General features: G+C 64.5%; 11 protein-coding genes and 2 other RNA genes. 10 read left to right on the plus strand and 3 right to left on the minus strand.

What is annotated here, in order from left to right; all coding sequences use genetic code 11:
- Positions 1-130 precede the first annotated feature (130 nt).
- Positions 131-1495, minus strand: a complete 1365-nt coding sequence (locus LN450_RS03100) for a glutamate--cysteine ligase (protein WP_074038845.1) — start codon at positions 1493-1495, stop codon at positions 131-133.
- Positions 1496-1886: 391 nt separating this feature from the next.
- Positions 1887-2510, minus strand: a complete 624-nt coding sequence (yihA, locus tag LN450_RS03105; protein WP_008576759.1) for a ribosome biogenesis GTP-binding protein YihA/YsxC — start codon at positions 2508-2510, stop codon at positions 1887-1889.
- A 143-nt stretch (positions 2511-2653) separates the two neighbouring features.
- Between yihA and LN450_RS03110 the strand changes: the two genes are divergently transcribed.
- From LN450_RS03110 to LN450_RS03155, 10 genes are all read left to right on the plus strand, one after another.
- Positions 2654-3451, plus strand: coding sequence for a c-type cytochrome (locus LN450_RS03110; RefSeq protein WP_007968623.1), 798 nt, complete (start codon positions 2654-2656; stop codon positions 3449-3451).
- Between the two features lie 93 nt (positions 3452-3544).
- Entirely contained in the window at positions 3545-4195 is a 651-nt protein-coding gene (locus tag LN450_RS03115; protein WP_008576757.1) for a thiol:disulfide interchange protein DsbA/DsbL, read from the plus strand.
- A gap of 91 nt (positions 4196-4286) precedes the next feature.
- Positions 4287-5102, plus strand: coding sequence for a thiol:disulfide interchange protein DsbA/DsbL (locus LN450_RS03120; RefSeq protein WP_011346385.1), 816 nt, complete (start codon positions 4287-4289; stop codon positions 5100-5102).
- Between the two features lie 49 nt (positions 5103-5151).
- Positions 5152-5889: an endonuclease/exonuclease/phosphatase family protein gene (locus tag LN450_RS03125; RefSeq protein WP_010377815.1), complete on the plus strand. Its 738-nt coding sequence runs from the start codon at positions 5152-5154 to the stop codon at positions 5887-5889.
- 61 nt (positions 5890-5950) lie between these two features.
- Positions 5951-6027: non-coding RNA, sX9 sRNA (locus tag LN450_RS03130), on the plus strand.
- A 143-nt stretch (positions 6028-6170) separates the two neighbouring features.
- On the plus strand, positions 6171-8150 hold the full coding sequence (gene betT / locus LN450_RS03135; RefSeq protein WP_011346384.1) for a choline BCCT transporter BetT: 1980 nt from the start codon (positions 6171-6173) through the stop codon (positions 8148-8150).
- Between the two features lie 40 nt (positions 8151-8190).
- A complete protein-coding gene (gene betB, locus LN450_RS03140; RefSeq protein WP_011346383.1) occupies positions 8191-9663 on the plus strand; it encodes a betaine-aldehyde dehydrogenase in 1473 nt (490 codons plus the stop codon).
- Positions 9664-9789: 126 nt separating this feature from the next.
- On the plus strand, positions 9790-11460 hold the full coding sequence (gene betA / locus LN450_RS03145; RefSeq protein WP_011346382.1) for a choline dehydrogenase: 1671 nt from the start codon (positions 9790-9792) through the stop codon (positions 11458-11460).
- Positions 11461-11617: 157 nt separating this feature from the next.
- The gene (locus tag LN450_RS03150) at positions 11618-12850 is read left to right on the plus strand and encodes a multifunctional CCA addition/repair protein (protein WP_011346381.1); all 1233 of its coding nucleotides are present in this window, start codon (positions 11618-11620) and stop codon (positions 12848-12850) included.
- Positions 12851-13045: 195 nt separating this feature from the next.
- A non-coding RNA gene (locus LN450_RS03155) (sX9 sRNA) lies at positions 13046-13121 on the plus strand.
- Positions 13122-13168: 47 nt separating this feature from the next.
- Here LN450_RS03155 and LN450_RS03160 read toward each other — a convergent pair.
- The gene (locus LN450_RS03160) at positions 13169-15838 is read right to left on the minus strand and encodes a TonB-dependent receptor (protein ID WP_011346380.1); all 2670 of its coding nucleotides are present in this window, start codon (positions 15836-15838) and stop codon (positions 13169-13171) included.
- Positions 15839-16400: the final 562 nt, after the last annotated feature.

The following is a 16400-nucleotide window of genomic DNA, read 5'->3' on the forward strand; positions in this document are numbered from 1 at the left end:
CCACCACCGCTGTTCCGGCCATGGCCTTGCGCGTCTGGCGACATCGGCTGACGCGACGACTCCGGCACGCAATCGCCCACGGCCAACGGCTGCCAGCGCCAGCACGCGCTGGCGACCGGCCAACCCACGCTCAGTAGGCGAACTCGCGGAACACGCGGTCGATATCGCCCTTCCATGCGCCGTGATACAGCGCCAGCTTGCGTTCGGCGGCGGTGACGCCGCTTTCGGCGATCTCGGCGATCACATCCAGAAAGCCGGTTTCGTCCTGCCCGTCGCGATTCAGGCGTGCGCGGCGACGCAGGCCCTCGCGCGCGATGTTGACTGCCTCCACTGCCAGATCGCGCGCGGTGCCATTGCGGAACGGCAGGCCCAACGCGTACTTGGGCACGCCGTCGCGCAGCGCATGGCGCTCGGTCGGACTGAAATCCTTGACCAGGTCCCAGGCCGCATCCAGCGCGGTCTGGTCGTACAGCAGGCCGACCCAGAACGCCGACAGCGCGCACAACCGATCCCACGGGCCGGCATCGGCACCGCGCATTTCCAGATACTTCTTCAAACGCACTTCCGGAAACGCGGTGGTCATGTGGTCGGACCAATCGCGCAGCGTCGGCAACGCACCCGGCAACGCCGGCAGCTTGCCCTGCATGAAAGCGCGGAAGCTCTGCCCGCTGGCGTCGTGATACACACCGTCGCGGTAGGAAAAATACATCGGCACATCGAGCAGGTAATCGACGTAGCGGTCGTAGCCGAAGCCGTCTTCGAACACGAAATCCAGCATGCCGGTGCGATCGGCGTCGGTGTCGGTCCAGATGTGCGAGCGGTAGCTCAGGTAGCCGTTCGGCTTGCCTTCGGTGAACGGCGAATCGGCGAACAACGCGGTGGCGATCGGCTGCAACGCCAGCGACACGCGGAACTTCTTCACCATGTCCGCTTCGGTGGCGTAATCCAGGTTGACCTGCACCGTGCAGGTGCGCGTCATCATGTCCAGGCCGAGCGAGCCGACCTTGGGCATGTAGTTCTTCATGATCTGGTAGCGGCCCTTGGGCATCCACGGCATCTGGTCGCGACGCCACTTGGGCTGGAAGCCCATGCCCAGAAAGCCCAGCTGCAATTCGCCGGCGACCTGCGCCACTTCGTCCAGATGGGTGCCGGTTTCCACGCACGTATGGTGCAGGGTTTCCACTGCCGCGCCGGAGAGCTCCAGTTGCCCGGCCGGCTCCAGCGTGACCGATGCACCATCGCGCAGCAGCGCGATGGTGCGGCCGTTTTCCTGCACCGGCTCCCAGCCGAAACGGGTCAGCCCGGTCAGCAAGGCCTCGATGCCGCGTGCCCCTTCGAAGGTGGGCGCACGCAGGTCATCCAACTGAAAGCCGAACTTCTCGTGCTCGGTGCCGATCCGCCAGTCCGCACTCGGCTTCTCGCCGGAGGCCAGCACCTGGACCAGCTCCGCGCGTTCGGTGATCGGCGTTTCGGCAACGTGGCTGGGACTCGACAAGGGCAGGCTCGCAAACGAAAGGGGTGGGACGATGTGGGGATCCTCCCCTGCCACCGCAAGGCCCGCACTATACCCGCCCGACGCGAAAGGATTGGCGACATCGGCGGGGCATGACATTTCCACCGATGCATGCCCGCCATCGATCGCGGCGATGGCGTGATCTGGATCAAATGACCGGGCTTCGCGTTCTGCAGCGCCGGCATCGTCCGACACAGCCCGGTCATCACCGCAAGCGTTGCCATGCGCGCCCTACGCACTGCTCAGGCCGCGCATCGCTCCGCAAGGCGACCCACCGATCACTGCCGCTGGAAACGCAAACGGCAGACCGAAGTCTGCCGCCGTGACGAGGCGCTGGGCATCCAGCCACGCCCGACACTCGTGTTGCACGGCATCATTCGGCCGCAGTGGTTTCCACATCCAGTCCCAGCCAAGCACCGACAATTGCGCGCAATTCGTCCACACCCTGGCGGGACTCGCCCGAGTAGGTCTGCACCGTCACGCTGTCGCCAAAGCGCGAGGTCACTTCCTTCTTGACCTTCTGCAGGGTCTGCATCTGCTGGCCACGGCCGAGCTTGTCGGCCTTGGTCAGCAATCCATGCGCGGGCAGGCCGCGTTCGGCGGCATAGCCGAGCATCTGCAGATCGTAGTCCTTCAGCGGGTGGCGGATATCCATCACCACCACCAGCCCGCGCAGCGCCTCGCGGGTGCGGAAATAGCGGTCGATGAAGGCCTGCCAGTGTGCCTGCAGGTCCTGCGGCACCTTGGCGTAGCCGTAACCGGGCAGGTCCACCAAGTAGCGCTCGGGCTGGATCTGGAAGAACACCAGCTGCTGGGTGCGACCGGGGGTCTTGGACACGCGCGCCAGCGCGTTCTGGCGGGTCAGCGCGTTGAGCGCGCTGGATTTTCCGGCGTTGGAGCGGCCGGCGAAGGCCACCTCGTAGCCGCCATCGTCGGGCAATTGCCGGGCGTTGTGGGCGGACAGGTGGTAGCGGGCTTGTTCGATAAGAAGCGACATCCGCCTAGGATCGCACGTTCGTGCCCGGCAGTTTTGCTGCACTGTTCGTTGACCCTGGCGCAAAGGCGTGTCGATAATCGAAGCACGCCTGCCACTGCCAGTACCCAACGCGCGCGGGCCGGGTCCATACGGAGCTTTAGCTGATGCGCCATGCTCGTGTGCTAGTCCTCGCCGCACTCGCCGTACCGGTCATTGCGGCCGTGGCGTTTGCGCAATCGGCAGTCACGCCGATCCCCGATCCGCCGCCGGTACGCGTTGCGCCGCTGGAGGTGGACCTGGCCAAGACCACCTGGGGAGATGCCAAGGCCGGCCAGACCAAGGCTGCTGCCTGCGCAGCCTGCCATGGACCGGACGGCAATCCGGCAGTGGCGATGTACCCGCGCATTGCCGGGCAAACCGAGCGCTACGTGGCGCATCAGGTGGCGTTGATTGCCAGCGGCGAACGTAATACCGGGATGTCGGCGGTGATGGTGCCCTTCGTCAAGGATCTCACCGCGCAGGACATGCGCGACCTGGGCGCCTACTTCGCCACCCAGAAGGCCTCCGCCGGTGTCGCCGACGACGCGGCGATCGCCGAGGGCCCCTACCAGGGCATGAAGTTCTACGAGGTCGGCGAGAAGCTCTACCGCGGCGGCGACATCGCCCGCGGCGTGCCGGCCTGCATGGCCTGCCACGGGCCATCGGGCGGCGGCAATCCGGGCCCGGCCTATCCGCGCCTGGGCGGACAGCATGCCGAGTACGTGGCGCGGCGCCTGAAGGAATACCAGGCCGGCACCACCCAGGAGCGCAATCCGGCGCTGTTCAATATCATGGCGCAAGTGGCGCATCCGCTGACCGAGCAGGAGATCCAGGCGCTGGCCAGCTATCTGCAAGGCCTGCATGATCGTGCCGACGACGCGGCAGCGGCGCAGCCACCTGCAGGAGCGCCTGCACGTTCGTGATCTGATTCCTGCCGTCGCCACGCCGCTTCACGACGCCGGTCCCGCGACCGGCGTCGTCGTTTACCGCTCTCCCCTCGCCCCCACGGAGCCCGCATGAAATTGCTTTCCCGTCTGCCCCTGCTGTTGATGTTCCTGTTGCCGCTGGTGGCCTGCGCCGCCGACAAGAAAGCCGCGCCGGTCGAAGGCGAGGACTACACCCTGATCGACGGCGGCCAGCCGTACGCCCCGCTGGCCGGCAAGGTCGAAGTGACCGAAGTCTTCGGCTACACCTGCCCGCATTGCGCACATTTCGAACCAGTGCTGGAAGCCTGGGTGGCCAAGCAGCCGGCATACGTACGCTTCACCCCGGTACCGGCCGCCTTCGGTGGCTTCTGGGACGCGTTTGCGCGCGCCTACTTCGCCGCCGACATCCTGGGCGTGGCCAAGCGCAGCCATCGCGCCATGTTCGACGCCATCCATGAAAAGCAGACCGTGCCCACCCAGAACGTGGCGCCCGAAGAACTGGCCGCGTTCTATGCCGGTTACGGAATCCCGCAGCAGCGCTTCATCGAGACCTACAAGAGCGAGGCGGTGGAGGCAAAGCTCAAGGCCGCGCGCGAGTTCGCGCTGCGCAGCAAGATTCCCGGCACGCCGGCCATCATCGTCAACGGCCGCTACCTGATCGGCGCACGCAATTACCCGGACATGTTGCGCATTGCCGACTACCTGATCGCCCGCGAGCACGCCGCGCCGGCCAAGCGCTGAACCGCATAACCGCCAGCGACGGCCGCGCGTGGCATCATGCGCCCCGCGGCCGTCCGGCCCTTTTCTCGCCCCACGCTGGAGATCCAATCCGATGAAGACACGCTTCGCCCTGACGCTGATGGCGCTGTTGCCGATCCTGGTCGCCTGCAAGGCGCAGGACGGTTCGTCCGACACCGCACCTGCCGCCACCACCCCAGCTGCCGAAACGGCGCCCGCGCCTGCTGCCGCTACCCCGGCCGCAGACCCGGCCGCTCCGCCTGCAGTCGGCGAAAGCGCCACCACTCCGCCGCCCGCCGCGCCCAGCGCTGCCCCGCGTGCACCCAATGGCCCCGAGCCGGTCGCCGGCACCGATTATCTGGACATCGACGCTGGCCAGCCCTACCAGCAGGCCGCCGGCAAGATCGAAGTGGCCGAAGTCTTCGGCTACGTCTGCCCTGCCTGCAACGCGTTCCAGCCGCTGATCGGGCCGTGGAAGGCCGGTTTGCCGTCGGACGTGCATTTTGTCTATGTGCCGGCCATGTTCGGTGGCACCTGGGATGACTACGGCCGCGCCTTCTATGCCGCCGAAACCCTGGGCGTGCAGGAAAAGACCCACGAAGCCTTGTACAAGGCCATCCACGTCGACCAGACCCTCAAGGGCGAGCGCGGCAAGGATTCGGTGCAGGACATCGCCGCGTTCTATGCCAAGTACGGCGTGGACCAGAAGACCTTCATCGACACCATGAGCAGCTTCGGCGTCTCGGCCAAGACCAACCGCGCCAAGCAGTTCGCCACCCGCAGCAAGATCACCGGCACTCCGTCGCTGATCATCAACGGCAAGTACCTGATCAAGGGCCAGAGCTTCCCGGACATGCTGCGCATTGCCGATCACCTGATCGCGCGCGAACGCGCCACGCTGGCCAAGTGAGTCGCGCGAACGCAACGTCGTGAACGCTTCGGACTCGCGCACCCTGCGGGTGCTGACCGCCAATATCCAGGCCGGTTCCAGCACCCGCCGTTACAGCGACTATGTGACGCGTAGCTGGTCGCACGCGTTGCCGCTGGGCAGCAAGCGCACCAGCCTGGACAGCATCGCCAAGCTGGTCGGCGAACGCGACATCGTCGGCCTGCAGGAGGCAGACCCCGGCAGCCTGCGCTCGGGTTTCACCAACCAGACCCACTATCTGGCCGAGCGCGCCGGTTTCGATTACTGGAGCCACCAACCCAACCGCCGCATGGGCGGGGTGGCCTCCAGCGCCAACGGTTTGTTGAGCAAGCTGGAACCGGTGGAAGTGCAGGACCACGCCCTGCCCGGCCGCATCGGCGGGCGCGGCATCCTGCTGGCGAAATTCGGTGAGGGCCGCGATGGCCTGGCCGTGGCGGTGGCGCATCTGTCGCTGGGCGCCAATTCGCGTATGGCGCAGTTGGCCTTCATCGCCGAACTGTTGTCCGACCATCCCAACGCGATGTTGATGGGCGATTTCAATTGCATGGCCGATCGCCCGGAGATGCAGTCGCTCTATCGCCATACCCGTCTGCAACCGCCCAGTTGCGAGGTGCACACCTTTCCCAGCTGGCGTCCGGACCGGGCGATCGACCACATCCTGGTCAGCGACAGCCTGGTGATCGAACATACCGAAGCCATTCCGGCCGCGTTTTCAGATCACCTGGCGGTGGGCATGGATATCCGCGTGCCAAGGCAACTGCTGCGTTAAGAGCAGCCAACACAACGACTGCGCAGCCGCCAGGCGGGCGCGGCCGGTGCTCGGAATCGGCGCGTGCCGCTCGTACACTCCGGTTCTGAGCACACCGCCCACGCCCACCTAACGACTGCTCGCCACGCTGTGTTGGCCGCTCCAAACAACCGGAAAAGTGACGACGGGTTCGCATTGGCGAACTCGACCGCTGACACCCCCTCGACACCGCCTGTGCGATAACGCAGGCGGTTTTTCGTTGGGAGCACAACACGTGATACGCAGCGTATGAGTGCGTTGCCATGAGTGCGACAGCGCCGCACACCTTGCCGGTACGCACCCTGCGCCCGGTGTTCGTGCTGGCTGCCACGGTCGTGTGCACGTTTGCCTTGCTGGTGTCGTTGTTTCCGCTGGAATCGGGGCGTGTGCTGCTGGATGCGCAGACCTGGGCGTCGCGCAATGTCGGCTGGTATTACCTGCTGGCGATGACGCTGTATCTGGTGTTCGTGCTGGCCACGGCCCTGTCCAGCTACGGCAACATCAAGCTCGGCGCCGATCACGACGAGCCGGAATTCAGTTATCTCTCCTGGGCCGGCATGCTGTTCGCCGCCGGCATCAGCATCACGCTGTTCTTCTTCTGCGTCTCCGAGCCGCTCACGCATTATCTGCAACCGCCCCAGGGCGGTACCGGCAGTGGCGAGGCGTCCGCGAGACAGGCGATGCAGGTGCTGTTCCTGCATTGGGGCCTGCATGGATGGGGAGTGTTCGCACTGGCCGCCATGGCGCTGGCGTATTTCGCCTTCCGCCATAACCTGCCGCTGGCGTTACGCTCGGCGTTGTACCCGCTGATCGGCAAACGCATCAACGGGCCGATCGGCTATACCGTGGATGCGTTGGGCATCGTGGCCACCGTGTTCGGCCTGGGCGCGGACATGGGCTTTGGCGTGCTGCATCTCAACGCCGGCCTGAGTACCTTGATGGACGTGCCGCATACGCACTGGGTGCAGGTGGCGCTGATCGTGGCGATGATGGGCGCGGCCATCGTGGTGGCGGTGTCCGGCGTCGAAAAAGGCGTGCGCTGGATGTCGGACATCAACATGCTGCTGGCCATTGCGCTGCTGTTGTTCATGCTGTTCGCCGGCCCGACGCAGTACCTGCTCAATGCGCTGATGCAAAACCTGGGCGACTACCTGGGCAGCGTGGTCAACAAGAGTTTCGACGTGTATGCCTACGGTGGCCGCGCCGATTGGCTGGGCAACTGGACGGTGTTTTATTGGGCCTGGTGGATCGGCTGGGCGCCGTTCGTCGGGCTGTTCATCGCGCGCATCTCGCGCGGCCGCACCATTCGCGAATTCGTGTTGGGGGTATTGCTGATCCCGCTCGGGTTTACCCTGGCGTGGCTGTCGATCTTCGGCAACAGCGCGCTGGATCAGCTGCTGCATCACGGCCAGGCAGCATGGGCGCAGCAGGCCATCGATGCACCGCAGACGGTGTTGTATTCCCTGCTGCAGAGTTACCCCTGGAGCCGCACGGTGATCACGGTCACGGTGGCGATCAGTTTCGTGTTCTTCGTGACCTCCGCCGATTCCGGCACGGTGGTGTTGTCCACGCTCTCCTCCCACGGCGGCGAACCGCACGACGATGGCCCGCGCTGGCTGCGCGTGTTCTGGGGCGTGCTCACTGCCGTGGTCACGGCAGGCTTGTTGCTGGCCGGCAGCATGGAAGCCCTGAAATCGGCGGTGGTGCTGGCGTCGCTGCCATTCTCTGCAGTGCTGCTGCTGATGGCCTGGGGCCTGTCACGCGCCCTCAGCGAAGAATCGCAGCGCAAACGCGCGCAGCTTTACAGCCCCAGCCCGTTGATCGGGCAATCGCGTCATCACGGCGGCTGGCGCCAGCGGTTGGGCCAGGCGATGCACTTCCCGGCGCGCGATGAGGTGTATCGCTTCATGCACGACCAGGTGCGCCCGGCCATCGAAGCGGTCACCGCACAGCTGCAGGAGGAAGGCTGGAAGGTCAGCAGCCGCATCGACGACGGCGACATGGAAATCAGCGTCGATCATGGCGAACAGCAGGGTTTCCGCTATCAAATCGTGATGCGCGGCTATCTGACCCCGTCGTTTGCCGCGCAGCGCTTCCGCAACCAGCGCTACTACCGCGCCGAGGTCTACCTGTACGAAGGCAGCCAGGACTACGACCTGGTGGGCTACAGCCGCGAACAGATCATCAACGACATCATCGATCAATACGAACGTCACCTGCAGTTTCTGCACCTCACCCGCTGAAGGTGCGTCGCTGCGGCGACCGTCCCACAGGAGGTTTGTCATGCCACGTTTTTCCGACCAGTTGCTGTATATCGGCGGCCGTTATGTTCCCGCTCGCGGCGGCCACACGTTCGAAGTGGTCAACCCCGCCACCGGTGAAGTGCTGGCCAACGTGCACAATGCCGGTGCCGACGATCTGGATGCCGCGGTCGATAGCGCGCAGGCAGGCCAGCGACAATGGGCGGCCCTGACGACGGTGGAGCGCTCGCGCATTTTGCTGCGTGCGGTGGCGTTGCTGCGCGAGCGCAACGATGCGCTGGCGGAATTGGAAACGCTCAACACCGGCAAGCCGCTGAGCGAGACCCGCAGCGTCGATGTGGTCACCGGAGCCGACGTGCTGGAGTATTACGCTGGCGTTGCGCAGGCGCTGCAGGGTGCGCAGGTGCCCTTGCGCGAAGGCAGCTTTTTCTACACGCGCCACGAACCGCTGGGCGTTGTGGGTGCAATCGGCGCGTGGAATTACCCCATCCAGATCGCGCTGTGGAAAGCCGCGCCCGCCCTGGCCGCCGGTAACGCGATGATCTTCAAACCCAGCGAAGTCACCCCGCTCACCGCGCTGAAACTGGCCGAAATCTTTACCGAGGCCGGCCTGCCCGATGGCGTGTTCAATGTGTTGCCCGGCGATGGCGCCAGCGTGGGCACGGCGCTCACCGAGCATCCGCAGATCGAAAAGATCAGCTTCACCGGCGGCACCGCCACCGGCCGCAAGGTGATGGCCAGCGCATCGAGTTCGTCGCTGAAGGAGGTGACCATGGAACTGGGCGGCAAGTCGCCGCTGATCGTCTGCGCCGATGCCGACCTGGACCTGGCGGCCGACATCGCCATGATGGCCAACTTCTACAGCTCCGGGCAGGTGTGCACCAACGGTACCCGCGTGTTCGTGCCGCGCGCCTTGCGTCATGCATTCGAAGCGCGTCTGCTGGCCCGCGTGCAACGGATCCATATCGGCGACCCGCTCGATGAGCGCACCACCTTCGGTCCGCTGGTCAGCGCCGCGCATATGCAGCGCGTGCTGGAGCATATCGAACAGGGCAAGGCCGAAGGCGCACGTCTGCTGTGCGGCGGCGAGCGCCTGCAAGACGGCGCACTGGCGCAGGGCTATTACGTGGCGCCGACCATCTTCAGCGATTGCACCGATGTAATGACCATCGTGCGCGAGGAAATCTTCGGGCCGGTCCTGAGCCTGCTCACCTACGACGACGAAGACGAAGCGGTGACGCGCGCCAACGCCACCACGTATGGGCTGGCTGCAGGCGTGGTCACGCCGGATCTGGCGCGTGCACATCGGCTGATCCATCGCCTGGAAGCGGGCATCTGCTGGGTCAACACCTGGGGCGAATCGCCGGCACCGATGCCGGTGGGCGGCTACAAGCAGTCGGGCGTGGGGCGCGAAAACGGCCTGGCGACCTTGCAGGCCTACACGCGCACCAAATCGGTCCAGATCGAACTGGAACGTTACGCGTCGGTGTTCTGAGGGCAGAGAGCCAGCGCACGCAAGCGTGGTGGCAATAACGCGCCGCTATCGCTCCCCGGGAGCACGCTTGCGTCTGTGCCGTATGCCTTGACCGCCACCGCACCGTTATCGCATCAGGAGAACACCATGCAACGCGAATACGACTACATCATCATCGGCGCCGGCTCGGCAGGCAACGTGCTGGCGGCACGCCTGACCGAAGATCCCGGCGTGACCGTGCTGCTGCTCGAAGCGGGCGGGCCGGATTACCGCCTGGATTTCCGCACGCAGATGCCGGCAGCACTGGCCTTTCCGTTGCAGGGACGTCGCTACAACTGGGCCTATGAAACCGAGCCGGAACCCTACATGGACAACCGGCGCATGGAATGCGGTCGCGGCAAGGGCCTGGGCGGTTCGTCGCTGATCAACGGCATGTGCTACATCCGCGGCAATGCACTGGACTTCGATCATTGGGCCAAGCGCCCCGGCCTGGAGGACTGGAGCTACCGCGATGTCCTGCCGTACTTCCGCAAGGCAGAGACGCGCGACATCGGCGCCAACGATTACCACGGCGGCGACGGCCCGGTGAGCGTGGCAACGCCGAAGAACGACAACAACGTGTTGTTCCATGCCATGGTCGAGGCAGGCGTACAGGCAGGCTACCCGCGTACCGACGATCTCAATGGCTACCAGCAGGAAGGCTTCGGACCGATGGACCGCACGGTGACGCCACGCGGGCGCCGCGCCAGCACCGCGCGCGGTTACCTGGACATGGCCAAGCCGCGCGACGGCCTGCATATCGTCACCCACGCCACCACCGACCGCATTTTGTTTGCAGGCAAGCGTGCCATCGGCGTGCATTACCTGGTGGGCAACAGCAGCGAAGGAATCGATGCGCATGCACGCCGCGAAGTACTGGTGTGCGCGGGTGCGATCGCCTCGCCGCAGCTGCTGCAACGCTCCGGCGTAGGCGCACCCGATCTGCTGCGCGCACTGGATGTGCAACTGGTGCACGACCTGCCCGGCGTCGGCCAGAACCTGCAGGACCACCTGGAGGTGTATATCCAGTACGCATGCACCAAGCCGGTGTCCTTGTATCCGGCATTGCAGTGGTGGAACCAGCCTGCGATCGGCGCGGAATGGTTATTCGCCGGTACCGGCACCGGCGCCAGCAATCAGTTCGAAGCCGGCGGCTTCATCCGCACGCGCGAGGAATTCGACTGGCCCAACATCCAGTACCACTTCCTTCCGGTGGCCATCAATTACAACGGCAGCAATGCCGTCAAGGAGCACGGCTTCCAAGCGCACGTCGGCTCGATGCGCACACCCAGCCGCGGGCGTGTGCACGCCAAATCGCGCGACCCGCGCCAGCATCCTTCGATCCTGTTCAACTACCAATCCACCGACCAGGACTGGCAGGAATTCCGCGACGCGATCCGCATCACCCGCGAGATCATCGCGCAACCGGCGCTAGACCCCTACCGCGGCCGCGAGATCAGCCCCAGTGCGGACTGCAAGACCGATGCGGAGCTGGACGCATTCGTCCGCTCTCGCGCTGAAACCGCCTATCACCCCTCCTGCTCCTGCGCGATGGGCACCGACGACATGGCGGTGGTGGACGGCCAGGGCCGCGTGCACGGCATGGAGGGCCTGCGCGTGATCGATGCCTCGATCATGCCGCGCATCATCACCGGCAACCTCAACGCCACCACCATCATGATTGCCGAGAAAATCGCCGACCGCATGCGCGGTCGCCCCCCATTGCCGCGCAGCACCGCCGATTACTACATCGCTGGCGATGCACCTGTGCGCGGGTGACCTTTTCTCCGGGTCGAGCGTGCGGTGCCCTAACCCTTCTTGCATGTACCGTGAACCCTTCCATGAGCGCGTTGGCGGCGTCCTCGCCGCCGGTGGTCCCGCAAGCAGCCGGGAAAACGCACAGACAGGCGCATGATTGCTCGGGCATCATGCGCTGATGAAGATCTATCTCGTTGGCGGCGCAGTCCGCGATGCATTGCTTGAGCAGCCGGCTGGCGACCGCGACTGGGTGGTGGTTGGCGCCGATCAGGCGCAGATGGAAGCGCAGGGGTTCAAGCCGGTCGGCAAGGATTTCCCGGTGTTCCTGCACCCGCGCAGTGGCGAGGAATACGCACTGGCGCGTACCGAGCGCAAATCCGGCCGCGGATATCGCGGCTTCGTGGTGGACGCCGACCCATCGGTGACCCTGGAAGAAGACCTGCTACGCCGCGACTTCACCATCAACGCGATCGCGCGCGATGAGGAGACGGGTGAATTGTTCGACCCGTACAACGGTGCGCGTGATCTGCAGGCGCGCGTCTTACGGCATGTCGGTCCGGCGTTTGTCGAAGATCCTGTGCGCGTGTTGCGTGCCGCACGCTTCATGGCGCGGCTGGCACCGCTGGGCTTCACGCTCGCTGCCGACACTGCGGCTTTGATGCGGGAGATGGCCGCCAGCGGCGAACTCGATAGCCTGGTGCCGGAGCGCGTGTGGCAGGAGCTGCGGCGCGCATTGAGCTGCGCGCAGCCCTCGGCGTTCCTGCGCACGCTGCACGATGCCGATGCGCTGCGGGTCATCCTGCCGGAAGTCGATGCGCTGTACGGCGTGCCGCAGCGCGCCGAATTCCATCCGGAGGTCGACACGGGCATTCACCAGGAAATGGTCAGCGATATGGCGGCACGTCTCGCGCCCGGCGATGCGCTGGTGGGCTTTGCCGCACTGACCCACGATCTGGGCAAGGCACTCACACCACCTGAGGAATGGCCGCGCCACGTCATGCACGAACAACGCGGCGTGGCGCCATTGCAGGCGCTGTGCGAGCGGCTCAAGGTGCCGCAGGACTTTCGGCAACTTGCCATCATCGCCTGCCGCGAACACTTGAACGTGCATCGCCTGGCCGAGCTGCGCGACCGCACCCTGCACGAGCTGCTAGTGCGCTGCGATGCGTTTCGCCGCCCGGAGCGTATCGCGCAGCTGGCACTGGTCTGCGAAGCCGACAAGCGTGGCCGTCTGGGCAGTGAAGAAGCCGCGTACCCGCAGGGCGAAGCACTCAAACGGCTACATGCCGCCGCACTGGCGATCAATGCGCGGGATCTGGCGGCCGAAGGTCTGCAAGGGCCGCAGATCGGCGAGGCACTGACAAAGGCGCGCATTGCCGCGATTGCGGCAGCGCGACGGATCGGTGCATAGCTGCATGTCGCGCACCTGGGTCCAGGTGCGACGCGATGTGGGGACGCCAGGAAGGACACAATTGCAGCACCCCATGGACCGAAACCTGCCCATTCGATGTCAGTGATGTATTGGAGATCTGATTTACGCCGTTAAGAGCAGCTAACAAAACTACCGCGCAGCCGCCAGGCGGGCGCGGCCGGTGCTCGAATCCTCATGTACCACTCGTACACTGCGGTTCCTGTGCGCCGTCCGCACCCACCTGACGACTGCTCGCGACATTTTGTTAGCCGCTCTAAACCAAGGCGGCTGCATACGAGCAGCCGCCCCCGCCGGGCATCACAGCTTGAAATTCAGGCTCAACATGAAAGAGCGACCGTTCTTGTAGATGTAGTACGGCTGGTTCTTGTTGCCGATGTAGCTGAAATAGGTTTCATCCAGCAGGTTGGTGGCTTCCAGCGCCACGCGCAGCCGCTCGGTGGCCTGGTAGCCGAATGATGCATCTACCTGCGTAAACGCGTCGGTCATCTGCTGCCCGTTGAGCCGGCCAATCTGGGTGAAGTATTCCGAGCGCCAGCCCAGATTCACCCGCGCACTCCACTTGCCTTGCTCGTAGTACGGGCTGATGTTGTAGGCATTGCGCGAGTTGTACGGCAGGCTGTAGTCGCCGTCGGTGTTGGAATCGGAATAGGTGTAGTTGGCCACCACGCCGAAGCCATTGCCGAAATTGTGCTGCAGATTGAGCGCCACACCCCGCACCGTGGCATCGCCGGCGTTGGTGGGCACGGATGTCTGGTAGGTGCTTGAGCCGCCGGTAGCGTTGTTGAAGAACACACGGTCCTGCACGGTGGTGAGGATGTAGTTGGAGATGTCGCGCGAGAAGAATTCGCCACTGAGCAAGCTGCTGTCGGAAAAATACCACTCCAGCGATGCACCGAGGTTGGTCGACTCGTATGGACTCAGTCCTGGGTTCCCCGTCGAGGCCGTCAACGTGGTGTCATCGGTAGCCACGTACGGCGTCATGTTGGTGTAGCGCGGCCGCGCGATCACTTTGGAGGCGGCAAACCGCAGCATCAGGTCGTCGCGCAGGTCGTAGGCAATGTTGAACGAAGGCAGCCATTTGCCGTAGCTGCTGAGAAAGTTGACCGGTGTGTAGCCGCCACCCGGCGCATAGCTGTAGCCATCGGTGGAATCGCGTGAGTGCACATAGCGCACGCCGATGTTGCCGCGATACCGCTCGCCGGAGAAATTGCCTTGCAGGAACCACGCACGGTTCTGCTCCTGGATGCTGTAGTTGCCCGCATAGCTGATGGGCAACCCATCATTGCCTTCCAATCCGCCGATATACCGACCGATCGCACCGCTGTTGATGGTCGACCAGCGTTGCATGTCGGTGCTGGTCGACAGCCCGTCCAGATAGCCCGACGGTGTGGTACCCGGCGAGAATGCCGCCAGCGTGCTGCCATCGTTCGGGGTCCAGGTACGGCTATAGGACGATTGCCCGGTGGCGTGATTGGTGAGCTTGATGCCGGTGAGGATTTGGGTGAATGGCCCCCACTCCACCGCATGATCAAAATCCAGCTGCAGATAGCGCTCCTTGTCGTATTGCGGGCTATGGCTGGCCGAGGCGTTGTTGAGCTGCATCGCCGCCGCATTGGTGGGGTCGATGCTGTAGTCCATCGCGGTCCGGCGCCCGTCGATGGCGTAGCTGTAGCCAGCCAGATTGCGGAACTGGATGCCGTAGATGCGCTCGGCGCCGCCTTGCGAACTGGTATAGCCCACCTGGCTGGAGGCGTTCCAACCATCGCCATGCCAATCGGTGCGCAGGTGGATGCTACCGGTACTGACCTGGCTATTGCGCAGATAGCCGTCGAGATAGGTGTTGGACTGATCCCCGAACGTACCCGAAGTGGCGATACCGTTTTCGAAGCCCAAGGCCTGCGCATCGCCCGGCGTCGAGCCCCAGTAGCCGTAGCGGCTCTGGTTGTAGTTGTCGAAGCTTTCCTTGACGTACAAACCGGTCAGATTGAGCTCGAAATCGCTGTCCGGCTTCCATTGCAGCGCCGCGCTGACACCGTCGCGCTTGCGCGTCTGCTGGAACAACGCCGTGTTGATCGACGTCGGAAACACGCCGGTGTTGTTGCCGACCACACCGGGCGGAAACCCGGCGCCCTGCACATTGTCGTAGCCGAAAATTTCCACGCCGTCGCGGCGCAGAACGCGCTGCGAATGCATCACCGAGGCAAGCACGCCCAACGTTTGGTCCTGATTCTTCCAGCTATACAGCGCCGATGCGTTCGGCTTGCCTTCGTCGGAACGATCGTTGTAGCCATAACTCACGGTGCCGGTGAGCGTATTGCGATCCAGATCGAGCGGTTTGCGCGTATGCACGATCACGGTGCCGCCGATGGAGCCCTCGTCGATGCGCGCTTCGGGCGTCTTATAGACCTCCATCAGGCCGACCACTTCCGGCGCCAGCGTGCTGTAGTTGAACGAGCGGCTGTCCGGGTCGTTGGGGTCGCCGCCCCAGCTGGTCGACGCAATGGTCTGGCCATTGAGCAGCACGCGATTGAGCGCCGGGTCGGTTCCCAGGATGCTGACCTTTTCGCCCTCGCCGAACTGCCTGTCCACGGTGATGCCGGACAACCGCGACAGCGATTCGGCAACATTGGTATCGGGAAACTTGCCGATATCCTCGGCGCTGATCGCATCGACGATCGCATCGGCGTTGCGTTTGACGTTGAGCGCCTTGCCCAGGCTGGCCTGGTAACCCACCACCTTGATTTCGTCCAGGGTGGAGACCGAGGGACTGGTTTGTGGTGGTGTCTGTTGCTGCGCGGGTGCGGGCTGCTCCTGCGCAAATGCGGGAAGGCTTGCGACGCAGGCCAGGCTGGCGCCACCCATGAGCAGGCGCCTGACAGCAGCGCTCAACGATGAGCGGCGCAGTGGGTTGACGAACGCAGATACCGGAACGCAAGGGGATGACGCGAACAGACGGGAAAGCAGCATTGCGTGGACCTCATCACTGATGTCGGATGGCAACCGCCTGGTTGCACAACGGCGCGCGACGCGCGTGCCATGCCCGTGATCCGTCCCCTGTGCCGGATACGAACAACTGCCCGCATTGCATGACCACATGCGGGTAAACGCCGGACCGCTGGAACAACGGCCGGTTGTCGTCTTCTCAAACGTGGAGCAGACGTTTCTTCGCTGAGAACGTTACCAGCGAAGGTGCCTTCGGTGGGTTGCAGTGTCAACCCGCTGCTGCATACGTCTATTTTTATGCGCTAAACACCGGCTTCCCTGCAGATATCGGGATGATGGCGTGATCGCTGTCTCACTACCCTTGGCGTCGATGCAGACCAGTGCGCCTTACGGCCTGTTCGCACAAGGCCGCACCACCCAAATGTTGCGACGCAAAGCGTCTGCGCACGCGAACGGAGACGATGAGAAAACTTGCGCAGCATGGAACGCTGCGCTGTCGTCGGAAAGCCGATCGCCAGCTGCACGCGTGTCGGGTCAGACGACAGCCTGCCCACCGTAGGACTGGTTTCATCGCTGCCGCGGGCGT

It is taken from the genome of Xanthomonas euvesicatoria pv. euvesicatoria (genome assembly GCF_020880415.1).
In the GTDB taxonomy this organism is placed as follows: Bacteria; Pseudomonadota; Gammaproteobacteria; order Xanthomonadales; family Xanthomonadaceae; genus Xanthomonas; species Xanthomonas euvesicatoria.

What these genes read in the sequence shown, in the direction of transcription:
- betT (WP_011346384.1), top strand. Translation starts at nt 6,171, where the DNA reads ATGAGTGCGACAGCGCCGCACACCTTGCCGGTACGCACCCTGCGCCCG.
- betA (WP_011346382.1), top strand. Translation starts at nt 9,790, where the DNA reads ATGCAACGCGAATACGACTACATCATCATCGGCGCCGGCTCGGCAGGC.
- yihA (WP_008576759.1), bottom strand. Translation starts at nt 2,510, where the DNA reads ATGTCGCTTCTTATCGAACAAGCCCGCTACCACCTGTCCGCCCACAAC.
- LN450_RS03150 (WP_011346381.1), top strand. Translation starts at nt 11,618, where the DNA reads ATGAAGATCTATCTCGTTGGCGGCGCAGTCCGCGATGCATTGCTTGAG.
- LN450_RS03110 (WP_007968623.1), top strand. Translation starts at nt 2,654, where the DNA reads ATGCGCCATGCTCGTGTGCTAGTCCTCGCCGCACTCGCCGTACCGGTC.
- LN450_RS03115 (WP_008576757.1), top strand. Translation starts at nt 3,545, where the DNA reads ATGAAATTGCTTTCCCGTCTGCCCCTGCTGTTGATGTTCCTGTTGCCG.
- betB (WP_011346383.1), top strand. Translation starts at nt 8,191, where the DNA reads ATGCCACGTTTTTCCGACCAGTTGCTGTATATCGGCGGCCGTTATGTT.
- LN450_RS03160 (WP_011346380.1), bottom strand. Translation starts at nt 15,838, where the DNA reads ATGCTGCTTTCCCGTCTGTTCGCGTCATCCCCTTGCGTTCCGGTATCT.
- LN450_RS03120 (WP_011346385.1), top strand. Translation starts at nt 4,287, where the DNA reads ATGAAGACACGCTTCGCCCTGACGCTGATGGCGCTGTTGCCGATCCTG.